The sequence below is a fragment of the uncultured Pseudophaeobacter sp. genome, from assembly GCA_905479575.1.
Lineage (GTDB): Bacteria > Pseudomonadota > Alphaproteobacteria > Rhodobacterales > Rhodobacteraceae > Pseudophaeobacter.
The window spans coordinates 1-25,156 of record CAJQNB010000088.1 but is presented as its reverse complement, the minus strand read 5'-3'; the positions used below and the strand labels follow the sequence as shown (position 1 = coordinate 25,156).

22 protein-coding genes are annotated in these 25,156 nt (G+C 56.1%); 15 read left to right on the top strand and 7 right to left on the bottom strand.

All coding sequences use genetic code 11. The features are described from left to right. The 4 genes from QZ268_RS19560 to QZ268_RS19545 form a co-directional block, all read left to right on the top strand. Positions 1-264: phage holin family protein (locus QZ268_RS19560; protein WP_295455812.1), on the top strand; the 264-nt coding region annotated here is incomplete at its 5' end. 71 nt (positions 265-335) lie between these two features. Continuing rightward, positions 336-1,070 carry a lysozyme gene (locus QZ268_RS19555; RefSeq protein WP_295455810.1) on the top strand — a complete coding sequence of 245 codons (735 nt, stop codon included), beginning with the start codon at positions 336-338 and terminating at the stop codon, positions 1,068-1,070. Further along, complete coding sequence (locus QZ268_RS19550) at positions 1,067-1,402, top strand: hypothetical protein (RefSeq protein ID WP_295455808.1); 336 nt, start codon at positions 1,067-1,069, stop codon at positions 1,400-1,402. The genes QZ268_RS19555 and QZ268_RS19550 overlap by 4 nt, the downstream gene beginning before the upstream one ends. A 345-nt stretch (positions 1,403-1,747) precedes the next feature. Beyond that, positions 1,748-2,554, top strand: coding sequence for a DNA adenine methylase (locus QZ268_RS19545; RefSeq protein ID WP_295455814.1), 807 nt, complete (start codon positions 1,748-1,750; stop codon positions 2,552-2,554). Positions 2,555-2,698: 144 nt separating this feature from the next. Here the strand turns inward: QZ268_RS19545 and QZ268_RS19540 are convergent, their stop codons facing one another. The 5 genes from QZ268_RS19540 to hsdR form a co-directional block, all read right to left on the bottom strand. Then, the gene (locus QZ268_RS19540) at positions 2,699-4,546 is read right to left on the bottom strand and encodes an AAA family ATPase (RefSeq protein ID WP_295455806.1); all 1,848 of its coding nucleotides are present in this window, start codon (positions 4,544-4,546) and stop codon (positions 2,699-2,701) included. A gap of 9 nt (positions 4,547-4,555) precedes the next feature. Continuing rightward, entirely contained in the window at positions 4,556-5,317 is a 762-nt protein-coding gene (locus QZ268_RS19535; protein ID WP_295455805.1) for a hypothetical protein, read from the bottom strand. 91 nt (positions 5,318-5,408) lie between these two features. Beyond that, a complete protein-coding gene (locus QZ268_RS19530) occupies positions 5,409-7,187 on the bottom strand; it encodes a restriction endonuclease subunit S (protein WP_295455803.1) in 1,779 nt (592 codons plus the stop codon). Then, positions 7,184-8,662, bottom strand: a complete 1,479-nt coding sequence (locus QZ268_RS19525; RefSeq protein WP_295455801.1) for a class I SAM-dependent DNA methyltransferase — start codon at positions 8,660-8,662, stop codon at positions 7,184-7,186. Before QZ268_RS19525 ends, QZ268_RS19530 begins: the two co-directional genes overlap by 4 nt. After that, positions 8,663-11,017, bottom strand: coding sequence for an EcoAI/FtnUII family type I restriction enzme subunit R (hsdR, locus tag QZ268_RS19520; RefSeq protein ID WP_295455799.1), 2,355 nt, complete (start codon positions 11,015-11,017; stop codon positions 8,663-8,665). 123 nt (positions 11,018-11,140) lie between these two features. On the opposite strand from hsdR, the gene QZ268_RS19515 reads away from it, so the two are divergent. Together QZ268_RS19515 and QZ268_RS19510 are read left to right on the top strand one after the other, a co-directional pair. Then, a complete protein-coding gene (locus tag QZ268_RS19515; protein WP_295455797.1) occupies positions 11,141-11,374 on the top strand; it encodes a helix-turn-helix domain-containing protein in 234 nt (77 codons plus the stop codon). A 941-nt stretch (positions 11,375-12,315) separates the two neighbouring features. Further along, positions 12,316-13,470, top strand: coding sequence for a hypothetical protein (locus tag QZ268_RS19510; protein WP_295455795.1), 1,155 nt, complete (start codon positions 12,316-12,318; stop codon positions 13,468-13,470). Between the two features lie 42 nt (positions 13,471-13,512). Here QZ268_RS19510 and QZ268_RS19505 read toward each other — a convergent pair whose 3' ends face one another. After that, the gene (locus QZ268_RS19505; protein WP_295455793.1) at positions 13,513-15,738 is read right to left on the bottom strand and encodes a tetratricopeptide repeat protein; all 2,226 of its coding nucleotides are present in this window, start codon (positions 15,736-15,738) and stop codon (positions 13,513-13,515) included. Between the two features lie 257 nt (positions 15,739-15,995). Here QZ268_RS19505 and QZ268_RS19500 point away from each other — a divergent pair, with 257 nt between their 5' ends. From QZ268_RS19500 to nusG, 4 genes are all read left to right on the top strand, one after another. After that, a complete protein-coding gene (locus tag QZ268_RS19500) occupies positions 15,996-17,078 on the top strand; it encodes a GSCFA domain-containing protein (protein WP_295455791.1) in 1,083 nt (360 codons plus the stop codon). Further along, positions 17,065-17,865 carry a hypothetical protein gene (locus tag QZ268_RS19495; RefSeq protein ID WP_295455789.1) on the top strand — a complete coding sequence of 267 codons (801 nt, stop codon included), beginning with the start codon at positions 17,065-17,067 and terminating at the stop codon, positions 17,863-17,865. Before QZ268_RS19500 ends, QZ268_RS19495 begins: the two co-directional genes overlap by 14 nt. A 72-nt stretch (positions 17,866-17,937) precedes the next feature. Further along, on the top strand, positions 17,938-18,135 hold the full coding sequence (secE, locus tag QZ268_RS19490) for a preprotein translocase subunit SecE (RefSeq protein WP_295455787.1): 198 nt from the start codon (positions 17,938-17,940) through the stop codon (positions 18,133-18,135). A 279-nt stretch (positions 18,136-18,414) separates the two neighbouring features. After that, positions 18,415-18,948, top strand: a complete 534-nt coding sequence (gene nusG, locus QZ268_RS19485) for a transcription termination/antitermination protein NusG (RefSeq protein ID WP_295455785.1) — start codon at positions 18,415-18,417, stop codon at positions 18,946-18,948. A gap of 110 nt (positions 18,949-19,058) precedes the next feature. Here nusG and QZ268_RS19480 read toward each other — a convergent pair whose 3' ends face one another. Continuing rightward, the gene (locus QZ268_RS19480) at positions 19,059-19,727 is read right to left on the bottom strand and encodes a MarC family protein (RefSeq protein WP_295455783.1); all 669 of its coding nucleotides are present in this window, start codon (positions 19,725-19,727) and stop codon (positions 19,059-19,061) included. 312 nt (positions 19,728-20,039) lie between these two features. Between QZ268_RS19480 and rplK the strand changes: the two genes are divergently transcribed. From rplK to rpoB, 5 genes are all read left to right on the top strand, one after another. Beyond that, a complete protein-coding gene (gene rplK, locus QZ268_RS19475) occupies positions 20,040-20,465 on the top strand; it encodes a 50S ribosomal protein L11 (protein ID WP_009810689.1) in 426 nt (141 codons plus the stop codon). 1 nt (position 20,466) lies between these two features. Then, positions 20,467-21,165, top strand: coding sequence for a 50S ribosomal protein L1 (gene rplA / locus QZ268_RS19470; RefSeq protein ID WP_295455780.1), 699 nt, complete (start codon positions 20,467-20,469; stop codon positions 21,163-21,165). 431 nt (positions 21,166-21,596) lie between these two features. Continuing rightward, positions 21,597-22,115 carry a 50S ribosomal protein L10 gene (rplJ, locus tag QZ268_RS19465; protein ID WP_295455778.1) on the top strand — a complete coding sequence of 173 codons (519 nt, stop codon included), beginning with the start codon at positions 21,597-21,599 and terminating at the stop codon, positions 22,113-22,115. Positions 22,116-22,196: 81 nt separating this feature from the next. Next, positions 22,197-22,568 (top strand): 50S ribosomal protein L7/L12, encoded by a 372-nt coding sequence (gene rplL / locus QZ268_RS19460; protein WP_295455777.1) that lies wholly within the window; start codon positions 22,197-22,199, stop codon positions 22,566-22,568. A 265-nt stretch (positions 22,569-22,833) separates the two neighbouring features. Next, the coding region (gene rpoB, locus QZ268_RS19455; protein WP_295455775.1) for a DNA-directed RNA polymerase subunit beta at positions 22,834-25,156 on the top strand (2,323 nt) is incomplete at its 3' end.

The window sequence follows — 25,156 nt, the reverse complement described above, 5'->3', positions numbered from 1 at the left end:
GCCACCACGCTAGTAGGGGCCAGTATAGGCCGCCTGATGTGGCATTCCGGCGAGGTGCGCAAAGGCCAGCGGCGCTTCTTTGGCCCGGAACTGCTCTGGGCAATCCCGGAGGCCATCGGCATGGCCATCATTGGCGAGGCCATTGCCAGCTATATGGGCGCCGGGCCCACCGTGACCACTGGCATTGTGGCGCTGGCGGCCTATATCGGCCCCCGCGGCGCTGAGGTGTTGCTGACCAAATGGCTGGTGCGAACTAAGCCGTAACGAAACCACAAAACCCAAAACCTGAACCCAACCCTGCCTTTGGCGGGGTCTTTTGCATTGGAGCAAACATCATGAAACTGATCTCAAACTGGCGCGCCACGCTCGGCAAGTCCTGGTCTGTCTGGCTCATCTTGGCGAGCCTGGTTCTGCTGGGCGGATACTTCCTGGCCCTGGTTCAACCCGGCATGCTGGGCTGGGATCCGCTGTATTTTGCCATGGCCTCGGCCACATGTCAGGCGCTGGCGATCCCGGCGCGGCTGGTGCTGCAGAACGGGCTCTCGGGCCTGTCCAGCCTTGCCGCCTTCCGGCGCGATCAGTCTGGCGCGATGCGGCGGCGCACGCTCGGGCTGATCGCGGGCAGCGGTATTGCGATGTCCGGCGCCATTGGCTTCATCGGCCAGTGGGAGGGGCTGCGGACCGAGGCCTACCGCGATGTCGTTGGCGTCTGGACCGTCTGCTATGGCGAAACCAAGGGGGTGCAGCCTGGTGATCGCTACGGCAAGGCCGACTGCGATGCCATGCTGGCGCGTGAGATCCTGGCCTATGAGGCGGCGCTGGACCGCTGTTTGACCCAGCCGGTGCCGGTGGGCATGAAGATCGCTCTGGTGTCCTGGACCTACAACGTCGGGGCAGGGGCGGCCTGCAAATCGACCCTGGTGCGCAAGGCCAATGTCGGGGATCTCACAGGCGCCTGCGATGAGTTGCCGCGCTGGAACAAGGCAGGCGGGCGCGTCTGGGCTGGGCTGGTAAATCGGCGCGGCGCTGAACGCGCCATGTGCCATCAGGCGCTGAAAGAGGCGGCATGATCCCGGCTGTTCTCTCGCGAAATCTGCCCGGCATTGTCCTGGTGGCTATGCTGGCCGGGGCGGTCTGGACTGTGGCCTCTGCCTTCCAGGATCGCGCCCGGCTGCGGGTCGAGCTGGCCGTCACGCAGGCGGATCTTGCAACAGCGCAGGCCAGCCTGCAGCAAGCCGCCGAGACCGCCCGCATTCATCGCGCCCACCTGGACCGCGCTGCCGATGAGGCCCGCGCCTGGGTGGCGCTATCAAATGATCTGCAACAGATGGAGGGCCGCAATGCGCCTTTATCCCCTTTGCTTGCCGCTACTGCTCGGCGCCTGTTCCGATCGGACCAGTGAGCGGGTCATACCACCGCCCCGCGTGCCACCCGATCTGCTGCAGCCCTGCGCCGGATACACCGGGCCGGTGCCCCAGACTGAGGGCCAGCTATCGGATGCGCTGATTGCCGAGGCAAGGGGGAGGCGCTGCGCCAATGGCCGGTTGACGGCTGTGGCTGAAATCCTGGCCGCGCCAATTCTTGAAGACTGATCCCTCCGCGCCCTAGCGGGGGGATCGGGTGCGCAAACACCCGTTCCCACGCAGCCTACCGTTCAAAGCGGCTGCGCCGACATGACACTTCAGAAAATGTCGCCCGACTCTCGCGAGAGTGGGCACCCCATATTCTGGAATCAGCAATGACAACAATGACAAAGGTGCGCCCTGCCGCGCCAGTCGCCCCCTGGCTTGGGGGCAAAAAGGCCCTGAGTGCCCGCATCATCGCGCGCATCGAGGCTGTCGACCATGCCACCTATGCCGAACCCTTTGTCGGCATGGGCGGTGTTTTTCTGCGCCGCAGCTGGAAGCCGCAGTGCGAGGTCGCCAATGACTTCAATGGCGAAATCACCAATCTGTTCCGCATTCTGCAGCAGCATTTGCCGCAGCTGATGGAGGTGATGCGCTATCAGATCGCCTCGCGCCGGGAGTTTGAGCGGCTGCGCAAAACCGATCCCGCCACCCTGACCGATCTGCAACGCGCGGCCCGGTTTTTGTATCTTCAGCGCCAGGCTTTTGGCGGCAAGCTCGGTGGTGTCTTTGGCGTGGCCACCGATCGTCCGTCCCGGTTCAGCCTGTCCCGCCTGGAACCAATCCTCGAGGCCGCCCATGAACGGCTGGAAAGCGTCATATTTGAGAACCTCGACTGGTCAGATCTGATCCGCCGCTATGATGGCAGCAAGACGCTGTTCTACCTCGATCCGCCCTATTGGGGCGGTGAAAGCGACTATGGCAAAGGTCTGTTTGAACGCAGTGCCTTCCAGTCAATGGCGGAGCAACTGGGTGCGATCCGTGGCAAGTTCATTCTGTCAATCAACGACTGCCCCGAGATCCGCGAGCTGTTCGCCGGGTTTGAGTTTGAACAGGTGCGGTTGAAATATACCGTCGCTGCTGGTGGTGCGACGGATGCGGCCGAGCTGATCATATCCAACTTTGAACCGCGCATCGGCTTGATCTGATAGGGGGACATTGGCTGGCGGGGCGTAGTGGTCCCGTCAGCTCGAAGGGCGGGAAGCAGAAGTTAGCTGCGGATGCGCGAGCGTGGGCAAAGTCTCACCGAAGCGGACGTTGACGCCAGAGCCGCCAGAAAGCTGATTTGGCTCCTATTGGCCGATGGTATGCAGGACAAAGTCAAAAACGGGCCGAACTGGCTCAAACGCAGCAGGCGGTAGAGCGGGCACTACTTCCTTTGCAAAGGCTGCTTTGTCGCCCTTGAAGCGCTGACAATCGCCGGGGCGTGTCGGATCGATCTCAAAATGAGCGTCTACTCCAGGCGCGTCGCGAAAAAGCAGCTCCATGGGGAAACTTGACTTGCTTTTGTAGTGTTCACCGGTGGCTGCGTTCACAACTTGCCCGTAGCAGCTGTGTTCCTCGGAGACCGGCAACATCAAGTTATAGCCGTCCACTCCATTCCGCTTTTTGACCAAACAACGCGAAACATCAGCCTGAACAACTTGACTATTGTTCATGTTCCATTCGTTGTAAGCGTCATCCCAGTCATACAGCGCAAATATCGAGCGCCCCTGATTGTTTTGGTAAAACTCATTGCTACGCATCAAGCGGCCGAGTGTTGTGCAAGCAAATGCACTCAATATCTCAAAAGGCCGGTTCGCATCCGCTCCATACAACTTGCGCCAAGCCGTCTCGAAGATGATTTCGTCCGTAACCCCTTCAACCATCAGCACTGGCCCAATGGTGTTCTTGAGATTGTGATAAATGTTGAGGCGCGCCTCACGCTCACCGAACGTAATTAGCCCAGCCGAGAGTGACTGAACTACTGCCGCTTTATCACGCTGCACCGCCGAGACGTTGCCATCCGCAATCTCAAAAAGGCGTATCTGCGGTTCATTGGCCTCGACGATCGTCGAAGCACTGTGACTACTGAGCAGAACGTGATTTGTCTTGGCGGCTTCGGTGGCCGCAATGTCTTCTACCTGCTTCAGAAAGCTAAACTGCCACTCAGGATGCAGAAAGGAGTCTGGTTCATCGAGGAGTGTGATGCAGTTTCGGTCCTTGAAGAATTCCGTGATCGCGAAGATGTAGATGGATTGGAACTGGCCGTCGCTAAAATCTCCGACAAGGATCGGCCTTCCGTCGCCCAAACCGATCGGAATGGACAAGCCCTTATACATGCCAAGTGTATTAAGGTTGTCGAATTGGCGAAAAAGATCAGACGACGACGCGTCGGCAAACTCTTCACGGAAGAGCTCAAGATTAATGCGGATAGTATATCGATCTTGCCCACGGTCATAAATCGAGTCTCGTGTGAACTCGCCCCTCACACAGTTGAGCAACCGTTCAACGAAAACGAGTGATTGGCCCTTCGCCCCCCATAGGAACGAAGCCACATCGCCAACTTCGACATCGCTGTGCTTAAACCTGGGCGGCGAAAGCCGAAGCGTGGCGGTTTCTGACGTGACCTCGATCCCCAGCTTCTGGCAGATGTAGCGACGGGCCGCACAATCGTCAGGCTGCATTAACAGGATCGCAAGCAGCATCTCCTTGTACTCCGCGCCGATGCTGATGAACTCCCGCGCCTCCTCGCCGGTCCATTTGCGGTTCCGGCGGGCGTAGGCCCGGGAGTACTGATCTACGGTAGACGTGATTTTGTCGCTGTGACCGGAATAGTAGATGATAACGTTGTCGGGTGTCAGCGCGTCGGCGATTTTCGAACGGTTCGTTCCGTTGACCTGCAACTGGCCAACCTCACGACGCACGCGCACGTCATCACCATCGATCTCGTAGAACAGATCGAAGTCGAAACTGATCTCGCTGCGCCGCTTCGTCGAGGCAAAGACGAAGTTGAAGATCTCCACCAGGGCCTCGAAAAAGTTAGACTTACCCGTGCCGTTCTTGCCGACGAAGATGTCGAGGAAGCTTTCGCCGTCAAAGGTGAGCGTGAAGTCGCGAAGGTTCTTATATTCGCTGATCCAGACAGATTTTAGGCGCATAGATTTCCCCTATGTCTTCACGAAGGTCAGTTGGGCGTCGAGGATAAAATAGGCGAGGATCGCGGCTTGGGCTTCGAGCGGTTGGTCGCGGATCATTTGGCGGACAGGATCGCGGGGGCCACGCTTCTTCTTCAAGAACTCAACCGTCTTTTCAAGCAGTTGCCCGTTCTCTTTCGCACCTTGCGCGCGCTGCCCAACAGCCGGAAGCCAGCTATCAAAGCTCTGGAACTTTCGTTCGAACTGGTGCGGTTCTTTGGAATACACGTAGCCAAAACTATCGTTCGGCTTGAAGCTGACGTGATGATCCTTCGTGTCGTCCGGCAAAATGATCTCATTGGGCGCAAACATTGCTGAGGCCTGCGACACAACCGTTCCGCCGCTGTAGGCGTCTGAGAATTCCTTGGGTGTGTGTATCTGGCTGGTCACGTAGAAAACGGCATTGCCGAGCGCCTCGAGACCTTGAAGCGCCTTGTGTTGGCGATACTTGCCATTCTTGTGCAGGTTCATGCGATAGACCTTCGGGTCCGCGTAGACGCCGTCCTGTATCTCGCGTGCACTGTTGCGCACCAGAACGTAGGAGCGCTTCAGCTGGATAAAGACCGGCGTTGATCCGTCGAGGGTGACCTCGACATCATAGCCTTTCGTTGCCTCTGCGCCTTGGCTGATGAAGTCAGGGGCCTTGGGGAACTTACCGCCAAGCACGTAATTTTGTTCCAGCTCGCGCAGGAAAGCGAAGCCGAAGGTCAACTCAGTGAAGTCAGGCCAGGGCATGGGCAACCCTCTCGCAAACCAGAGAGGTTGAGGTAAGTTGGCTAAGGCTTTTGTGCTCGCAGCACCGGACAGATTTTAAATGCATGTTTTCTCAATAAATTTTGGAGGTAAGGGTATCGGCCAAACGGATTTCTGTTTCGGTCGATACCGAAATGCTCTCCCGAAGCTTTGCCGTAAGCTGATGCAACTGTTTGATTTTTAGAGAAATTCGTTCCTGTTGCGCGCGAGGGGGGAGTAAGACTAGAAAATTCCTGAGAGGCTTGAGTGCAAGAGTGGGCTGCGCCGATCCGGTAATCCCGTCGCGTGCCTGACTGTAGACCCACGCAGACTTTAACATCCACACTAAATAGTCGACGTCCAACTCAACAGATGGTTTGAGTATGGCAATGTGTCTCTGAACACAAAACTGCTCTTCAGTCTCAACAAGCACTGGACGACCATAGGTCGCGCCGACAACAGTATACAGAATGTCACCCAAACGGGGCGTTCTATAGGCTGGCAACCCGTTGTAGTAATCATCGGGAACCCTGCGGCAGCCCTCAAAGTTCAACTGCCCTGAGCTAATATTTCCGATAGTGAGAAATGCAACACCATCGCTTGCACGCGGTGGCGCTTGGTGATCACCATCTGTCACCACCCGAAACAATGAAGAAAGACGAGTTTCAACCCAACCGGAAGGAAGACGTCCAGCCTGACTTTCCTGCGCAGTAATCTCGGTTGGCTTAACCGGTCTGACCTTATTCAACTTCGAGTATGCTGCGATATCCTTAGCAACCCGCTGCAATAATTGTGTGGCTGGCTCATCTGCCTCAATTTGGGGAACCAAGAGGCCTGTCACACCGAGTTCTACGATGGCGGCTTCAAGCGCCTGAATACTCTCTTCCGTCGTGAACAGCGTGTCGAAGTGGGCTTCGATGCGGGTCCAGTTTTGGTTGAGCTCTTCGGGGGATCGGCTGTTGGTGAGGGTGGCGAGGCAGGTTTCGACGAGGGTTTGGTGCGCCTTGAGGCTGTCCTCAGTCTGCCGCTCCAACGCATCACACAGCCCCATCAGCTCGTCCACCTTGGCTACGATGCGGTGTTGTTCTTCTAACGGTGGCAAAGGTATCGGTAATGCGTTGACGGTGCTGGTATTCAATTCCACTTGCTTTGTCGAACCTGATACCAACGAACGCTCGTGTGCCGGATCGATACGATCTTGGATACCTGCAGATGAAAGGTAGACTTCCAGAAACTTGGGACAGCCAGAGATCGACCGAACCACTGTTACGTGTGAGTCAGCGACTAAAGCTTGCTCTTCTTCGATTTCAACTGACAAAACACGCCCGACAGTACCAGTACCTGTGGAATTCCAAAGTACGTCCCCACTTCTCAGAAAACGCTCAGGACCATAACCCTCTATGCTGTCATCGCTAATGTATCTGGCCTTCTCCAGGTCAAAGGATCCCCACTGTACGCACTTTTGCGAGATGACCTGAACCCGACCGCTAACTGTGTATTTTGGGCTCTTGCCGCGTTGAATGTATTCCGAGATATCTTGCAGTCTTACCCAGCTCCATCCATTCGGGGTCTCAAACGGAACTTCGTTCTCTAGGATCGCAGGCAGCTTTTTCAGCTTTTTCGCCTTACCGTGTTTCACGAGCTCATTGCGCACTCGAATGACATCATCGAGGTAAGAATTCGTCGCGCCACCATCCACACCTTGAGGCACTAACTTACCTCGCACAGCCAATTCCAAAACTAGTGCACGTAGCCTCTTAATCCCGTAGAGAGTTACCGCGCCGCTGTTCCCACGGCCCGCGCTTGACTTCTTTTCAATGGCAGATGACCAGATGTCCAAATACTCTGTGATGAGCTGGTTCACATCTGTCATGGGCGGCCACCGCTCAACGCGTCCGACAGGATCGATTTCAACTGATCACGCAGCTTTTGAATGTCGTCTTGCGCGATCCGGTAGTCCTCCAAGAGATCGTCTGGGTCCAAGTTTTTCTTCGCAGCCTCAAACGGGTTCTTGTCGTCGAGATTGAAACCGCGTTGTTCGAAGTATTCCACGCTGCGTTTCCACGCCTGATTGGTCTCCTTGCGCGCCTTGAAGCCATCGGCCTCATCCCCCCACCAGTCGATCTCGGGCTGGAACTCCGCGAACTGCATGGGCTTGGATTTGTTGTAGTTCTTCACGCCCTCGGGATAGGGGTGTTCGTAGAACCAGACATCCGTCGTCGGCTCGCCTTTGGTGAAGAACAGGATGTTGGTCTTGATGCCCGTGTAAGGGTTGAAGACACCGTTAGGCAGGCGAACGATGGTGTGAAGGTTGCACTCGGTCAAAAGAGACTCTTTCAGCCGTGTCTTTGTGCCTTCGCCAAACAGAAAACCATCCGGCAGAACGACCGCAGCGCGGCCGTGTTTCTTGAGCAGCTTGATGATGACCGCAATGAAAAGATCAGCGGTTTCACGGGTGCGTAGGCCTGCTGGGAAGTTCTGCTCGATCCCGTCTTCCTCGATCCCACCAAAGGGCGGGTTGGTGATGATGCAGTGCACGCGGTCCTTATCGCCATAGTCGCGGTAGGGTTTTGCCAACGTGTTATCGAGGCGGATGTTCGAGGGGCTGTCGATCCCATGCAGGATCATGTTGGTCATGCAGAGCATGTAGGGCAGCGGCTTCTTCTCAACTCCCTTGATGGTCTTGGCGAGCTGCTGCCGCTCTTTGCTGGTCTTCGCGTAGTGTTCTTTCTTGTGATCGATGGCGCATGTCAGGAAACCGCCCGTACCGCAGGCCGGGTCGAACACAACCTCATCCAGCTTTGGATCAACGCGGTTCACGATGAAGCGGGTCACCGCCCGAGGCGTGTAGAATTCGCCAGCGTTGCCCGCGCTTTGCAGGTCACGCAGGATTTGCTCATAGATGCCGCCAAAGGTGTGCCAGTCTTCGCGGTTATTGAAATCAACCTCGTTGATCTTGTTGATGACCTGGCGCAGCAACGTGCCGGATTTCATGTAGTTGTAGGCGTTCTCGAAGACGCGCTGGATGATGAGCGCCTGTTCTCGCTGCGGGCCTTGCGTCTTCACAGGCGCCTTCAGCTTTGGGAAGAGCGTATCTTGCACAAAGTCAAACAGACCTTCGCCGGTCAGGCCTTCACGCTCGCCCGCCCAATTGCGCCACCTTAGGTGATCGGGAAGTGCCGACACGAAGTCGTCATCGATGAGTTCAAGTTCCTGTTCGCGGTCATCGAGAATCTTCAGGAAGAACATCCACACCATCTGGCCGATGCGCTGCGCATCACCATCGACACCCACGTCTTTGCGCATGATGTCCTGAATTGCCTTGATGATGCTGGTAAGATCACCCATTTATCCGTCCGCCTGTCTGTATATCTGTTGCTCAAGCTCTCTAACGGCTTGTTCGTATTGTTCTTTGCCGCCGAACACATCGCGGATGATCTCGACCGGTGTTCCAATTTCATCGAAGGGGTCAAGACGCAAGACGCGGGCGTCTTCGATCGTGCGCACACCTTCGTCCGCATACTTGTCCAGAAGCGCTGACAAGACCTTGCGGGCCTCATCTCCGTATTTTGTGAAGTAGTTGCGCTTCTTGACGTTGTTGGCCCGCTCCGCGCGCGTGAGGGGCGGCTGGTCGTATGCGATGTGGCAGAGCAGGTCGAAATCGCCGAAATCCTTGCCGACCTCCTCGGCCAAGTTCTCCAACAAGATGCCATGCTCCTCAAGCTCTTGGATGATCGCGGCCTTCTTTTCAGCGTCGTTCCACTTGCGGATGAAGTCATCCAAGGACGAGAACTCAGTCAAAATCTGCTTTCGAGCAAATTCTTTGTAGGATTCTGTGATTAATGCACCGTCGGGCCCGATGAAGCTGACGCGTTCGGCAATGATCTCTACTTCGACGCCGCTGACGACTAGCTTGGTTATGCCAGTACTATCTGGCAGTTCCAAATGATCGTCTTCCGGATCAATTGGGGGATCAGGAGGTTCGGGTGGATCATTATCGCCTGGCTCGTAGATTACGACCGCTTCCCCGTCAAAATCTGGGTCGTTGAAGAGCTCAGTTGCTTTTTTGAAGTCCATGATGGTGAAGTACCACTTGCCATGCTCCTCATCGACGCGGGTTCCCCGCCCAATGATTTGCTTAAAGGTGGTCATGGATGTGATCGTCTTATCGAGGACTATCAGCTTGCAGGTCTTCGCATCTACGCCAGTGGTAAGCATTTCCGATGTTGTCGTAATGACAGGAAACTTGCTTTCCGGGTCGATGAAATTGTCCAGATCGGCTTTGCCATCCTCCTTAGTATCGCCGGTGATACGCCGGACATATTGAGGATTATCGATCGCGATCTGGCCGGCAGCGTTTACGATTGCCTTGCGCATCCGCTCGGCGTGGTCAATGTCTTCGCAAAAGATGATGGTCTTGCTGAAAGGGTCAGTCGCGTTGAGAAGCTGCATAACCCTCGCGGCAACCAGCTTGGTGCGTTGGTTAAGCACCAGAAGTCGATCCATGTCTTTCTGGTTGTACTGTCGGTCTTCAAGCGGGTTGCCGAGATCATCGATGGCGCCGAGTGGCGGGGTCCACCCCTCGACATCCTTGTCGATATCGATTTTCACCACTTTGTAAGGCGCTAGAAACCCGTCTTCGATCCCTTGTTTCAGGCTATAGGTGTAGGCTGGTTCGCCAAAATAGGTGCTGCTCGAAACGTCCTTGGTTTCCTTTGGCGTCGCCGTCAAACCAATCTGTATGGCACCCTTGAAATACTCGAGGATCTCACGCCACTCCGAGTTTTCAGATGCGCTTCCGCGATGACACTCATCTACGACGATCAAATCAAAGAAGTCTGGGGAAACGGTCTTGAACGTCTTGTCACTTTCCTCACGGCCCGTGAGTGACTGATATAGACCCAAGTGTATTTCATAAGACGGATCAACTCTCCGACTTCCAATTTTGGTCATCACTGAACCAAAGGGCTTAAAATCATTCACAAGAGTCTGATCAACAAGAATGTTACGATCAGCTAAAAACAAAATGCGCTTTGCAGCACCAGCCTTCCAAAGCCGCCAAATGATCTGAAAAGTCGTGTAGGTCTTGCCGGTTCCGGTCGCCATGACCAATAGCACTCGATTCTTGCCCTTGGCGACAGCTTCAATGGTGCGGTTGATCGCTTCGGCCTGATAATACCTCGGCTCTTTGCCCGACCCGTCATCATGGTACGGCTCCATGAGCAAGGTTTGCTCAACATCTTCAATGCCACGAAACGATTTGTAACGTGCCCAGAGGGTTTGGGGGTCTGGAAACGCAGTCAACGAAAGCGATGTTTCAATGTTATCGCCGGAGCTTGGATGCTTGTTGTGTTGTTCGAAACCATCCCCATTTGAGCTGAAAGCCGTTGGAACCTGCATGATCTCGGCGTAACCGAGAGCCTGCTGCATTCCGTGCCCTATAGAATGATTGTTGTCCTTGGCCTCCAATACAGCGACGGGAAGAGACGGCTCCCAGGACAAGACATAATCGGCAAATTTCTTTTTCTTCTTATTGCGCGAAGACATGTTGCCGCGGACGATGATTGGCCCCGGCGTCAAAGTTACCTCACGTCTTATCTGGGTAAACTGATCCCACCCAGCGCGCTTCAATGCCGGGGTAATATAGAGGTCACAGATATCGGACTCACTGAGTTTCTTCTTCTCTGCAGGGGTCAGCGACATTTGTTTTTAAAACTCCAATACGTGCCTGCGCTGAGTTGCACTGAAGCGAAGGTTCTCATCCTATACAATTATACGCAAAAGCGTATACTGACTAGTGTGATCTTTTCTGCAAGGAACGCGCCAATGAATGGTCTGATTTCAAGCCCGCAACGCTTGGGTGCTTTGCTCGCCGAAGCTAGAAAAGCTACGGCTTCTACTCAGGCTGAAATTGCGGAACGCGCTGACCTTCGGCAGGCAACGGTTTCAAAAGTAGAAAATGGTGATCAGGGTGTACGGCTAGAAACCGTACTATCCTTACTAGAGGCAAATGGACTCGAGCTCGTGGTGCGAAAAAAGTCAAATCTATCAAGAGCCTGAATCACCAGAACGGTTGGCTCGACCTCCCAAGCTTTGTCCCGCTTATCAACGTTTCGGCCGAAAAAATGCTGCGCAATGCACGAGCGGCCGCTTCGACGGGTCGCGTCGCAGCATTGGCAAGTCGTGGCCAATGACCGCAATGGGCCGATCAGGTTCCGAAGGGCGCAAACGGTTCGCAACTTTGCAGCGGCGGCTTTCTGCGCTTTGCTGCCATTCGCCTCTTGTGCAGCTCCGGGCAGTACCTCGCTCGACCTGTATGGGTAGCACCGCCTATGGCCCTCTAAGTTTCGCGGAGAATATTGAGCATCTGTCTGACGGAGAAATATGTACAATGGCAAAATAAATTGCATTGGAATGTGCCAGAATAGTTGGGGTGTTCGCTCTAACTACTTGTTTTCGTTCGAGCGAGTTTTGACCATTTTGGAGGAATGTTCTTTTTATATCAGTGTATTGATGCGGTCTCCAAAACCGTAGGTCTCGGGTTCGAACCCTGATGCCCCTGCCAGTAAAATAAGGGCTTACGGTCCTTTTCGATCTCTCCTAAAAAACAGCTTCCCACAAAGTTTATCGCGGTCACGTTTTGTTCTGTTCGCGCAGTGCTTTAGCCTGCTTGGCTAGGATTTTTTGACTCGCGCCGCCTGAATTCTTCTGGATCATGGACAAATTTTTGTGCCCCGTGATGGCAGCGATTTGATGGTCGGTACATGTTCTGATCAAACCGAAATCTGTGCAGCCCCCAACGCCGTAACCAGAAACCGCGCTCTACTTGCGCTCCAGTCTCCCGGAAACTGGTGCGGCGCGCCAACGAGGCTTGATTGCCACGAAATCAGTCGTCAACCTCACAACGGCGGCATTCTACTTGGGGAATATTGGTTTATCGGGTTCTATTACGCGTTATGACGCGATGCCGTTCGGTGGCAAAACCTTGGAAAGTGGGCGAAATGGCCAAGTTTATTCTTCACGTGGGCGATGCCAAATGTGGCAGCACTTCGATTCAAGGCAGCTTAAAGCAGGCGCGCGCGTCGTTGTTGGAAAATGGGCTGGTTTATGAAACAGGCAGCTCTGGATCCAATCATATCGATTTGGTCCGGCTTGTCCGTCCGCAATCTCGGGGCAACCTCGAAGAGTCGCTCGTGCGTGGCAAAGAAATCGTTGAAAGCCTTCGCGCCACTTTGAAAAAGGATCAGACGGTTTTGCTCTCGGCTGAAAACCTGCTGGCCCTGCCCCCCGAAGAGTTTTTGCCCATTCTTAGGCAGATCTCCCCCGAAGACCCTGAGATCAAGGTGATCGCCTACGTGCGCGCACCAACGGACATGTATTTGTCTTATGCGCAACAGGCGCTGAAAGGGAATCGATATTTCCCGAAACCTGACAGCTTTCATCGGCCATTGGACCGGTTTCTGAGCGCATGGCGTGACTTTCCGTTTGTTTCGGAGTTTCGGGTGCGGCCATTTGATCGCAAACGCCTGGCGGGAGGAGATGTGACCGAGGATTTCGCAGGCGTTCTGCAGGAGCTCACGGGGCGAGAGATTGCATTACCGCAGACGGCGCGCAATCGGTCCCTCTCAGCAGAGCAAATGATTGTTCTGCAGAACCTGAGACGTTCCGTGTTGCCTGATCACGATGGTAAGCTACACCCGATCAGTGGGCGCTACATTCGTTGGTTTCTGCAGTTGAATAAGGTCGAGATGATTGGACACAAGCCGGCTCTGTCAGGGGCAGCCTGCGGCGCAGTGGCCAAGATAAACCGGGGAATGGTTGCGCGTCTCAATGCCCTGTTTCCTGGCGTCGATATGGTGTTGCGTGAGGGCGATGCCACAACGTGGACGTGCGGGGCGGATGTCGCAGACCTCCTGGCGGATTCTTCGCCTGAAATCGTTTCGCAGCTGACCAGCCTTATGCCGCATTTTTCGCCAGAGTTGCATCAGGGCATGACTGCTCAGGCGCGCAATGCGCTGGAGGCGCTGCTTTCATCCGATCCCGAAAGGCGCCGCAAGCAGTTGCGCCTGACGAAACAGATGTTGCGCGACAGCGATTGTGTCCCGGCGGCGCGTGTTATTCGCCCCAAACTGTTGCGTGTGCTCGCGCCCGACTAATGCGCAACAAAAGGCGCGGCCACAAGTCTATCTGTATTCCCCTCAGGGGGCGGAAACAGCCGGTGCGACGGATGGTGTGCGCAAGGGCCAATGAGGTGGTGTTGCACCCGAAACAGGTGGGTCTGTCACATCTATATGGGCAGGCGGAAGCCCCTGCAGATAGCGCTCATGGGCCATGTCAAACCCCTGCTCCAGACTCCGGGTGAAGCCTGTGGTGTCAAACAGGGGCGCAGAGCGGCGATTGCGCTGCAGCTTGCTGCGCAGAGCGGCCAGTGCGTCCGGGTCCCTGGCCAGCTCCAGAGCGCGGGCCTCGTATTCGGCGGCGGATTTGGTGATCATCTCCGGCAGCCCCATGGCGCTGACCAGGCTGGCCCCAACCCGCGAGGCGAACTGACGCCCTGGCATGGTCAGGACTGGCAGTCCGGCCCAGAGCGCATCACTGGCTGTTGTATGGGCGTTGACCACAAAGGTATCGAGAAACAGATCTGCGGCCTGGTGTCGGGCCAGGTGTTCTTCCTGGGCGATGCGGGGGGCAAAGATCAGACGGTCAGGATCCTGGCCGCGCGCTGCGGCTTCGCGGCGCAAATTCTGTTTGGAACTGTCGCTGCAGTCCAGCAGCCAAAGAACACTGTCCTCAACCTGGTCAAGCAGGCGCATCCAGATGTCAAATTCGACCGGGGTGATCTTGTAGCTGCTGTTGAAGGAGCAGAACACAAAGCCACCGTCTGGCAAGCCGCAGTCCTTGCGGGTGTACTGGTGACCCGACAGCGGCCGTTTGTCATCATTGACCTGATAGCTGTGCGGCAGGCGGATGAGATGTTCTTCGAAATAGCGCTCGCTGCCGACAGGGCAGGTGACGTGATCGCCAATAAAGTAATCTATGGCGGTGCTGCCCAGGGTTCCTGGAAAGCCAAGATAGGATATGTGGGTTGGGGCCAGGCGATTGGCAAACAGGGTTGTGCGGTTGTTGCCGGTGAACCCCTTCAGGTCGATGGCGATGTCCAACCCATCTGCGATCGCCAGCTCAGTTGCCGCGGCGTCAGAGAGTTTGCTGATGTCCTTGAAGCTGGTGACGGCCTGGCTGACGCGGCGGCGCATGGCGTCTTCGGGCTCTGGATCAAAAGAATAGGCAATGATGTCAAAACGGCTTTGATCATGGGCCTCAAACAGTCCTGCCATCAGACGCATCGTAGCGTGATCATGATAGTCGGAAGAGAAATAACCGATGCGCAGCCGGTCGGGGCGCTCGGCCCCCATGAGTTCAACAGGCAGAGGCTTTGCAGGGGCGACCTTGGGAAGGAGCGTGTTTGCATAGGCCTGGGTGCGCAAGCGCAAGAGGTCTGGGTTGTCCTCAAAGGTGAGTGAGGCAAAGGCAGAGCACGCCTTGCTCGTCAGCCCAAGCTGACGACGCACCTGTTGATATTCCTCAATCCAGCTCCAGTCATTCAGATGTGCCTGCGCGTGCAATTTATCGGCCCGGGTGCGATCGTCGCCGGGATCGGCGTTTAGGATGGTCTCAAATCGTTTGATGGCGGCCTGTTTGTCCCCATCCAGAGATTGCAGCTGCGCCAGGTTGTATTGAGCACTCCGTAGCTCTGGGGCCAGTTTGGTGGCCTTCTCCAGCAAGGCCTTTGCCTGCTCCATGCGACCACTTTTGAGCAATACAGTGCTGTAGTTGAACAGAATTACTGGATTTTCGGGTGCCAGCTTGGTGGCTTTTTCCAACAGTGGCTCCGCCTCGGCGATACGACCCAGATCCATAAGCGTGTTTGCCATATTATTCAGGGCGCCCAGATTGGTGCCTTCCAGCGAAAGGGCTTTGTGATAGAGCTCCAGGGCATTGTCAGTTTCCCCCTGTGCACGGCGCACATCGCCGAAGGCGGAGAGGGCGGACGGATCCTTTGGATTCAGTTCGCAAGCCATGTTCAGAATGGTTGCTGCCTCATCCAGATTTTTTGACTGGAGATGGCATTTGCCAAGGAGGGTCCAGAGAAAGGCGGACCTTTTGTGCGTGGTGAGAAGGGTGGTGCAGGTGCTTGCAACCTTGGCGTAATCGCCGCGTTCAAACGCAGCAGCCAGTTCTTTTTGCTGTTCCAGTGGAGGGTTGAGATCTTGCGCGATCTTCTTTTGTAAGCTGGCCAACGCCGCTTGAGCGCGGGCGTTTTTGGGAAACTTGGCAAGAATGTCGCCATAGATCTTGGCGGCGTCCTCATGTTTCTTTTTCCGTTCCAGGCGGTTTGCTTTGGTCATGGATACAGCGATATTCATGGAATCCTATCTCATAGTCACGCACAGAGCAGCCGGTCATCGTTCTGAGACTTTGAGGCTGCGTGTTCTGACGCTATTGCAAGGGAATTAAGATTGAGTTTCGACAAATTGATGTTGTGTTCCACAGCGGCAGGCGTCGACATCTGCATCCGGGGTGGGGTCATTTCTGGACAGTGCAAAATGGTTTCCTGGCGCAAGGGAATTGTTTTCCCGTTCCAGCCCGCCTAGGCTGAGAAAAACGATAGCAGGCAGACACGATGAGCGAGCACTCTTCAAACCCCTATGTGGGCTTGCCGGAAACGGCTTTCTGGAAGCGGGCGGTGGCGGCACGAAACCCGCTAGAGATTTCGCAGCTATGGCGTCCGAAATTCCCGGTGGCGCGCAAACATAAGGTGATCACGGCGGGATCCTGTTTTGCGCAGCATTTTAGCCGGGCGCTTGTGGCGCGGGGCTATGGTTGGCTGGATGCGGAACCCGCACCAAAGCTGCTGAGCGAAGATCAGGCCCAGGCCTATAACTACGGGATCTTTTCGTTTCGCACTGGCAATATCTACACCGCACGGATGCTGCGGCAATGGTTGGGCTATGCGTTTGAAGGTGAAGAGCCCCCTGCGGAATGCTGGCAGACGGAGGGGCGGTATTATGATCCGCTGCGCCCTGGGATTGAGCCAGAGGGCTTTGCCGATATGGCCGAGCTGCAGGCCTCCCGCAGGGGCGTGCTGGCCGCGATTCGCCGCGCTGTCACGGAGGCGGATGTCTTTGTCTTTACCATGGGGCTGACAGAATGCTGGCGCGACCGGGAAAGTGGTCTGGAATATGCCATGTGTCCCGGCACTCTGGCGGGCCGCTTTGATGCGGACCAGCATGAGTTTGTAAACCAAAGCTTCATCGGCATTCGCCGCGATATGCGGGCGGCGTTGAAAATTCTGCGTCAGGCCAACCCCAAGCTGAAGGTGCTGCTGACCGTCTCACCAGTGCCGCTGACCGCAACCGCCTCTGGCGAGCACGTGCTGACGGCGACATCCCATTCCAAATCGGTGTTGCGGGCGGTGGCGGGGGAGCTGGCGGTAGAGTTCAGCCATGTTGATTATTTCCCATCCTATGAGATCATTACCCATCCCGCCTATCGCGGCATGTTCTACGCGCCCAATCAGCGCAGCGTAGTGGCCCAGGGGGTCAACCATGTGATGGAAAGCTTCTTTGCCTGCCAGAGCGAAGCCTTCCCCTGGCTGGCGCGCAAATCGAAAGGGGGCGGACAGCCGTCGGGCGGCGGCAAGGCCGCAGCCGCAAAGGCGCGGGCGGTCAAATGCGACGAGGAGTTCCTGGATGCCTTTGGATAAGCCAAGCGCGGGCAAGAAAGCCAGCAAAAGCAGCAAGACCAACAAAACCTCACTAGGGCGGAACCTGCGGTTTTGTGTCTTTGGCGACAGCCATATCGCCTGTGTCAAACATGCCTTGGATGAGGGGCTGCTGGACCTGGAAGGGGTTGAGCTGGAATTCTGGGGCGCACCGGGGCCGCAGTTTCGCGATCTGCACCTGGAAGACGGGCGTTTTGTCGGCACCAGTGCGGCAGCCCGCGACAGCCTGGCCAAGATCAATCCGGCGCGCAGCGCAGGGCTGGAGCCGCAGGCGTTTGATGGCTTCTTGTTCATTGGCTGCCGGTTGCGCGCCTCTGACTTCCTGGTGCCCGTGCTGGCCAGTCAGCCAGGGGCGCTGGGCTATCTGAGCCAAGCGGTACGCGATCTGATGCTGGTCCGCTGGCTGGAAGGTTGCCGCTGGTACCGCGCAGCACATGAATTTGCCAAGCAGCGCCCGGTGTTCTTTTCACCGGCGGGGTTTCTCAATGACGGGATCGTCAGCGAGGACGAGGTGGCCCGGACGGTCAACACCGAGGCAACAGAGGCCGAGCGGGACATGCTCTGGGACCAGATTGCCAAAGCGATGGATGAGGACAACATCCAGCTGATCCGCCAGCCAGAGGAAACCGTGACCCGCGGTGGGTTGACCCGGGCCGCGTTTGCAACCAGCCTTGGCGATCAGGGCGATGACAGCGTTCATAAGAATGGCGCCTATGGGGCCCTGATCCTGAATCAGGCGCTGGGCGCGTTGCGCGCGGTGCAGAGGTAACCCTAGGGCTTGAATTCGGGCTCTGTTGGCGTTAAATGCCGCAGACCCTGCTAGCAGAGAGACACAAGGCACATGGCCACACTCAATCCCGTTCAGTTCATCCAGCAAGTCCGTGCCGAGGTGAGCAAGGTCGTTTGGCCTACCCGTCGCGAAGTTCTGCTGACCACAGTGATGGTCTTTATCATGGCGGCTTTGACGGCCGTGTTTTTTGCCCTGGTTGATATTGTGATCCGCTTTGGCCTGCAAAACCTGCTTGGCATGTTTGGCTAAGCAGTCAAACCTGTGCCGGCTGGGGGCCTGCGATATGCGCCCCAGGCCTGTGCGCAGGCAGGTGGGCACCCTGTTTGCACAAAACCGGACCCGGCTCTTGATCTTGCTCCCGTTGGCGGGTAGTTGAGCCAGAACCTCTGACGTGGGCGTGCGGCGAATCGTGTTGCGCGCCGATTTTTGTTAAAACGCTTGATGTGTTTGACAGGACCACGGCGGAAATAATTTTTACTGACGGCGTTGATTTTCTTTCGCGCGGCAAAACTAAGGACGGTCAAGTTCATGGCGAAACGGTGGTATTCGGTCAGCGTTCTTTCGAACTTCGAAAAGAAAATCGCAGAGCAGATTCGCACCTCGGTTGCCGAGCAGGGGCTTGAGGATGACATCGACGAGGTCCTGGTCCCCACCGAAGAGGTGATCGAGATCCGCCGCGGCAAGAAAGTCTCGACCGAGCGGCGCTTTATGCCCGGCTACGTGCTGGTGCATATGGAAATGTCCGACCGGGGCTATCACCTGATTTCCTCGATCAACCGGGTCACTGGCTTTCTTGGCCCGCAGGGACGTCCGATGCCAATGCGTGACGCCGAAGTTCAGGGCATCCTGGGCCGCGTCGAAGAAGGCATCGAAGCCCCACGTACCCTGATCTCCTTTGAGATTGGCGACAAGGTCAAGGTCAACGATGGTCCGTTTGAAGACTTCGATGGTATGGTTGAAGGCGTTGATGACGGCACCCAGAAGCTGAAAGTTTCGGTGTCGATCTTTGGTCGTGAAACCCCGGTTGAGCTGGACTTTACTCAGGTTACCAAACAGAGCTGATCGTCCACCTGATTTTGGCTGGTTGATATGAACGGGCCGATCCAGATTTGATCCAGAACTGAAAACGCCGCGGTGCCCAAAGGCTCGCGGCGTTTTGCATTTGGTAGGCCTTAGCTGCCTGTGGCCTGTGTGAGGGGGGAATCCGTTCCGGCTGGTGCAAGGTCGAGAATGCCAAGCATTTCCATGCCGCCCATGATCGAATCCACCGCGATGGTCACCAGAACTATCCCCATCACCCGGCTGATGACGCTGGCGCCAGTTCGGCCAATGATCTGGTTGATGACCCCCGCCATCAGCAGCAGGACCAGTGTCAGCAACAGAACCAGCAGCAGCAGTCCGGCGGTGATCGCCTGATCGGCGATGGTTTCGGTGTGGTTGTCCGTGAGTATCACAATGGCCAGCATCGCACCGGGGGAGGCAATGGAGGGCATGGCCAGCGGGAACACCGCCCCGGCCAGGTGATCGCGCTCGGCTTCCTGGATCTCATGCACCGGTTTGGCTTCGCCAAAAATCATCGTGAGGGCAAACAGGAACAAAACGATCCCACCCGCGATCTGAAAGGAGCCCAGCCTGAGGCCCAGCGTTTCTAGCAGGAATTGGCCACCCACGAGAAACAGGAGCAAGACCAGGGCGGCAATCGCCACAGCCCGCATGGCAAATCGGCGGTGAAGTTTTGCTGGCACGGCTTGCACTGCAAACAGGAAAACCGGGATCGTTCCCACTGGATCGATGACAACAAAGAGTGTCACAAATTCTCTGACGAGGGAGGTCCAGTCCATTATGGTGTTTTCCTTTGCGGTGCTGCGGTTCCTGCGCATATGGGGTAGGTCAGGCACATAAGGCAAGTGGCGCGGCCTGCGTCCAGTGCCTGGTGGTGATGATCTGACGGGGGTGCTGAAGGCTTGGGCGGCGTTGGACGCATCGGTAGCACTTCTGTGCTTGTCTCGCAGGGCTTTGTGCTATACGAGCCGCCCATATCGTCTTTGGGCGAGATTCTCTCGTGGGAGATTCGGGGATCGCGATCTTCGGTCGGACCACGCAACAGCAAACCGGATGGGACGCGTCTCATCCTCCGTTGAAAGGACAACCACATGGCTAAGAAGCTTGTTGGTTCGATGAAACTGCAGGTTCCTGCAGGTCAGGCAAACCCATCTCCACCCGTCGGCCCCGCACTGGGTCAGCGCGGCATCAACATCATGGAATTCTGCAAGGCGTTCAACGCCAAGACCGCAGACATGGAGCCAGGTGCGCCTTGCCCAACCGTGATCACCTACTATCAGGATAAGTCCTTCACCATGGACATCAAGACGCCACCTGCGTCTTATTACCTGAAGAAGGCTGCCAAAGTTAAATCCGGCGCCAAGACTCCTTCGCGTGAAACCGTTGGTACCGTGACCGCTGCTCAGGTGAAAGAAATCGCCGAAGCAAAAATGAAAGATCTGAACGCCAACGATATCGAAGCGGCGATGAAGATCATCCTGGGCTCCGCCCGCTCCATGGGCATTGAGGTGAAGTAATATGGCAAAGCTCGGAAAACGTACCCGCGCCGCGCGCGAAGCAGTCGCTGGCAAAGCCAACCTCACCGTTGCTGAAGCCGTTGCTCTGGTGAAAGCCAACGCAACCTCGAAGTTCGACGAGACCATCGAGATTGCTCTGAACCTGGGCGTTGACACCCGTCACGCGGACCAGATGGTTCGTGGCGTTGTTGGCCTGCCAAACGGCACCGGCAAATCCATGCGCGTCGCAGTATTCGCACGTGGCCCCAAGGCTGACGAAGCCAAAGCGGCTGGCGCAGATGTGATCGGCGCAGAAGACCTGATGGAAAGCATCCAGGCTGGTAACCTCGATTTCGATCGTTGCATTGCCACCCCTGACATGATGCCCATCGTTGGTCGTCTGGGTAAGATCCTTGGCCCACGTAACCTGATGCCAAACCCCAAAGTTGGCACCGTGACCATGGACGTCAAAACCGCTGTTGAAGCGGCCAAAGGCGGCGAAGTTCAGTTCAAAGCTGAAAAAGGTGGCGTTGTACACGCCGGTGTTGGCAAAGCATCTTTTGATGAAGCCAAGCTGGTCGAAAACGTCTCTGCCTTTATTGATGCAGTTGCCAAGGCGCGCCCATCGGGTGCCAAAGGTGCCTACATGAAGAAGATCGTACTGACTTCGACAATGGGCCCCGGTGTGACCCTGGACGTGGACGCCGCTGTCTCTGAGTGAGATCGCATTTTGTCGATGTGAATTGAAGATGGGCGGTGCCGCAAGGTCCGCCCATTTTCTATTGGGGCCGCTTCTATCGCGCCGTGCAGTGTGAGGGGCGGCGCGAGATAGGGTTTGTTTGGCGGTTATGTGGGTCTTGTCCCGTGGTGTGTGATTTACCACTTGGAAATCCCTCGAATTGGCAGTAATACGACCAAGAGGTAAAGCGTGCGATTCGTCGTGCGCTTTATTTCATTTCGTCCAAGATGGTGGGTGACCTGTCGATCGGGTCTTAATTTCCCTCCTGAGACGGGAGAGACAAAAAAGATCGAGGGTTCTTTTATACCTTCGGGCGACGTTGGCTATCCCTGTAAAACGGACTTGAACGTCAGGCAGTTTTGTCTGGCACATCAATGAGCCGGGGTGTTTACACCCCAAATTTGGAGAGAACTGTGGATAGAGCCCAGAAAGAGAAATTGGTCGAGGAACTCGGCCAGATCTTCGAAAGCTCTGGCGTCGTGGTGGTTGCTCACTACGCCGGTCTTACAGTTGCTGATATGCAGGACCTACGAGCGCGCGCAAGCGATGCTGGTAGTGCCGTGCGTGTTGCCAAAAACAGGCTCGCCAAAATCGCCCTCGAGGGTAAGTCATGTGAAAGCATTTCTAACCTGCTGACGGGGATGACCGTTCTGACCTATTCTGAGGACCCTGTGGCAGCTGCCAAAGTGGCCGAAGATTTCGCCAAAGAGAACAAGAAATTCGAAATTCTTGGCGGCGCAATGGGTGAGAACGCTCTGGACCGGGCTGGTGTTACAGCTGTGTCGAAAATGCCTTCGCGCGACGAGCTTATTGCTCAGATCGCAAGCTGCATCGGCGCACCTGCAAGCAACATCGCTGGGGCCATTGGCGCACCTGCAAGCAATATCGCAAGCATTCTTTCGACCATCGAAGAGAAGGCGGAAGCTGCGTAAGCGCTTAGCACTGAATGACTGGCGTGGGGAAATATCCCATGCGTTGGAACACATACACTGAACACGGAAAGAGCTGATACAATGGCTGATCTGAAAGCACTCGCAGAAAGCATCGTGGGTCTGACCCTGCTGGAAGCACAAGAACTGAAAACCATCCTCAAAGACGAGTATGGCATCGAGCCCGCCGCTGGCGGCGCAGTGATGATGGCAGGCCCCGCCGATGGCGCCGCTGCCGAAGAAGAAAAAACTGAATTCGACGTCGTTCTGAAGAACGCCGGCGCATCCAAAATCAACGTGATCAAAGAAGTTCGCGGCATCACCGGTCTTGGCCTGAAAGAAGCCAAAGAGCTGGTCGAAGCTGGCGGCAAGATCAAAGAAGGCGTGTCGAAAGACGAAGCCGAAGACGTCAAAGGCAAGCTGGAAGCAGCTGGCGCCGAAGTCGAAGTGGCCTAAGCCATTTTGTCTGGGGATTTGGTCAGGTTTCCCTGACCCTTCCTTATATATTTCAGGCTGGATCCGAAGAAATTCGGGTCCAGCCGAATCTGTCTTAGAAAGGGCCATTGTTAACGGTCCTTTCTCAGGCGCGGTTCAACGGATCGGGAGGCCGCCATTCGGGACGGTGGCCATGAATAGATCCAACCACGCTGTCTCGTATGGGCAAGATGCTGTGGCCCGGCAGCAGTCTTGACCGGTGAGAACTCGAAAGGTGACATCTGACATGGCTCAAACGTTCCTTGGCCAGAAACGTCTACGCAAATATTATGGCAAAATCCGCGAAGTGCTGGATATGCCGAACCTCATTGAGGTTCAAAAATCGTCCTACGACCTGTTTCTCCGTTCCGGAGATTCCCCAGAGCCGCTCGACGGCGAGGGCATCAAGGGCGTTTTCCAGTCGGTTTTCCCGATCAAGGATTTCAACGAAACCTCCGTTCTGGAGTTCGTGAAATACGCGTTTGAGAAACCCAAGTACGACGTCGAAGAATGCATGCAGCGCGACATGACCTATTCAGCACCGCTGAAGGTTACTCTGCGTCTGATCGTGTTTGATACCGACGAAGATACAGGCGCCAAGTCGGTCAAGGACATCAAAGAGCAGGACGTCTTCATGGGCGACATGCCTCTGATGACCCCCAACGGCACCTTTGTTGTCAATGGCACCGAGCGTGTTATCGTCTCCCAGATGCACCGGTCGCCCGGCGTGTTCTTTGACCACGACAAGGGGAAGACGCATTCCTCTGGTAAGCTGCTGTTTGCCTGCCGCATCATCCCGTACCGCGGCTCCTGGCTGGACTTTGAATTCGACGCCAAAGACATCGTCTTTGCCCGGATTGACCGTCGCCGCAAACTGCCTGTGACCACCCTGCTTTATGCGCTGGGGCTGGACCAGGAAGCCATCATGGATGCCTATTACAACACGGTGAACTACTCGCTCGATCCGAGCCGTGGTTGGGTGACCCCCTTCTTCCCCGATCGTGTCCGTGGCACCCGTCCGACCTATGATCTGGTTGATGCGGCCTCGGGTGAGGTTTTTGCCGAAGCCGGTAAAAAGGTCACGCCGCGCGCTGTGAAGAAAATGATCGACGAGGGCGCGATCAAAAATCTTCTGGTTCCGTTTGAGAACATCATTGGCAAGTTTGTCGCCAAGGATATCATCAACGAAGAAAACGGTGCGATCTACGTTGAGGCCGGCGATGAGCTGACCATGGAATACGACAAAGGCGGCGACATCATTGGTGGCACCGTCAAGGAACTGATGGATGCCGGGATCACCGACATTCCTGTTCTGGACATCGACAACGTCAATGTCGGCCCCTACATGCGCAACACCATGGCGGCGGATAAAAACATGGGTCGCGACACCGCGCTCATGGATATCTACCGTGTGATGCGCCCGGGCGAACCCCCCACCGTCGAAGCAGCCTCGGCGCTGTTTGACACCTTGTTCTTTGATAGCGAACGCTATGATCTCTCGGCCGTTGGTCGGGTGAAAATGAACATGCGCCTGGCGCTGGACGCCGAAGACACCCAGCGGACCCTGCGCAAGGAAGACATCGTTTCCTGCATCAAGGCCCTGGTTGATCTGCGTGACGGCCGTGGCGGCATTGATGACATTGACCACCTTGGCAACCGTCGTGTGCGTTCTGTTGGCGAACTGATGGAAAACCAGTACCGCGTTGGTCTGTTGCGCATGGAGCGCGCGATCAAAGAGCGGATGTCCTCTGTTGAGATCGACACTGTGATGCCACAGGATCTGATCAACGCCAAACCCGCCGCGGCTGCGGTACGTGAATTCTTTGGCTCCTCGCAGCTGTCGCAGTTCATGGACCAAACCAACCCGCTGTCGGAAGTCACCCACAAACGCCGTCTCTCGGCGCTTGGGCCTGGCGGTCTGACCCGTGAGCGTGCCGGTTTTGAAGTGCGAGATGTGCACCCGACCCACTATGGCCGGATGTGTCCTATTGAAACGCCGGAAGGCCCGAACATTGGTCTGATCAACTCTCTGGCGACCTTTGCCCGTGTCAACAAGTATGGCTTCATCGAAACACCCTACCGGGTTGTGAACGAAGGTCAGGTCACTGACGAAGTGCACTACATGTCGGCGACCGAAGAAATGCGCCACACTGTGGCACAGGCCAACGCCTCGCTGGATGAAAACGGCAAGTTCACCAATGATCTGGTGTCGACCCGTCAGTCCGGTGACTACACGCTGGCGCCAAGCGAAAGCGTTGATCTGATCGACGTGTCGCCCAAACAGCTGGTCTCGGTTGCGGCGTCTTTGATCCCGTTCCTGGAAAATGACGATGCGAACAGGGCCTTGATGGGGTCAAACATGATGCGTCAGGCGGTTCCGCTTCTGCGGGCCGAGGCGCCGCTTGTCGGCACTGGCATCGAAGAAATTGTTGCCCGCGACTCGGGTGCGGCGATCATGGCAAAACGCGCCGGGATCATCGACCAAGTTGATGCGCAACGCATCGTTGTGCGCGCCACTTCCGATCTCGAACTCGGCGATGCCGGGGTTGATATCTACCGGATGCGCAAGT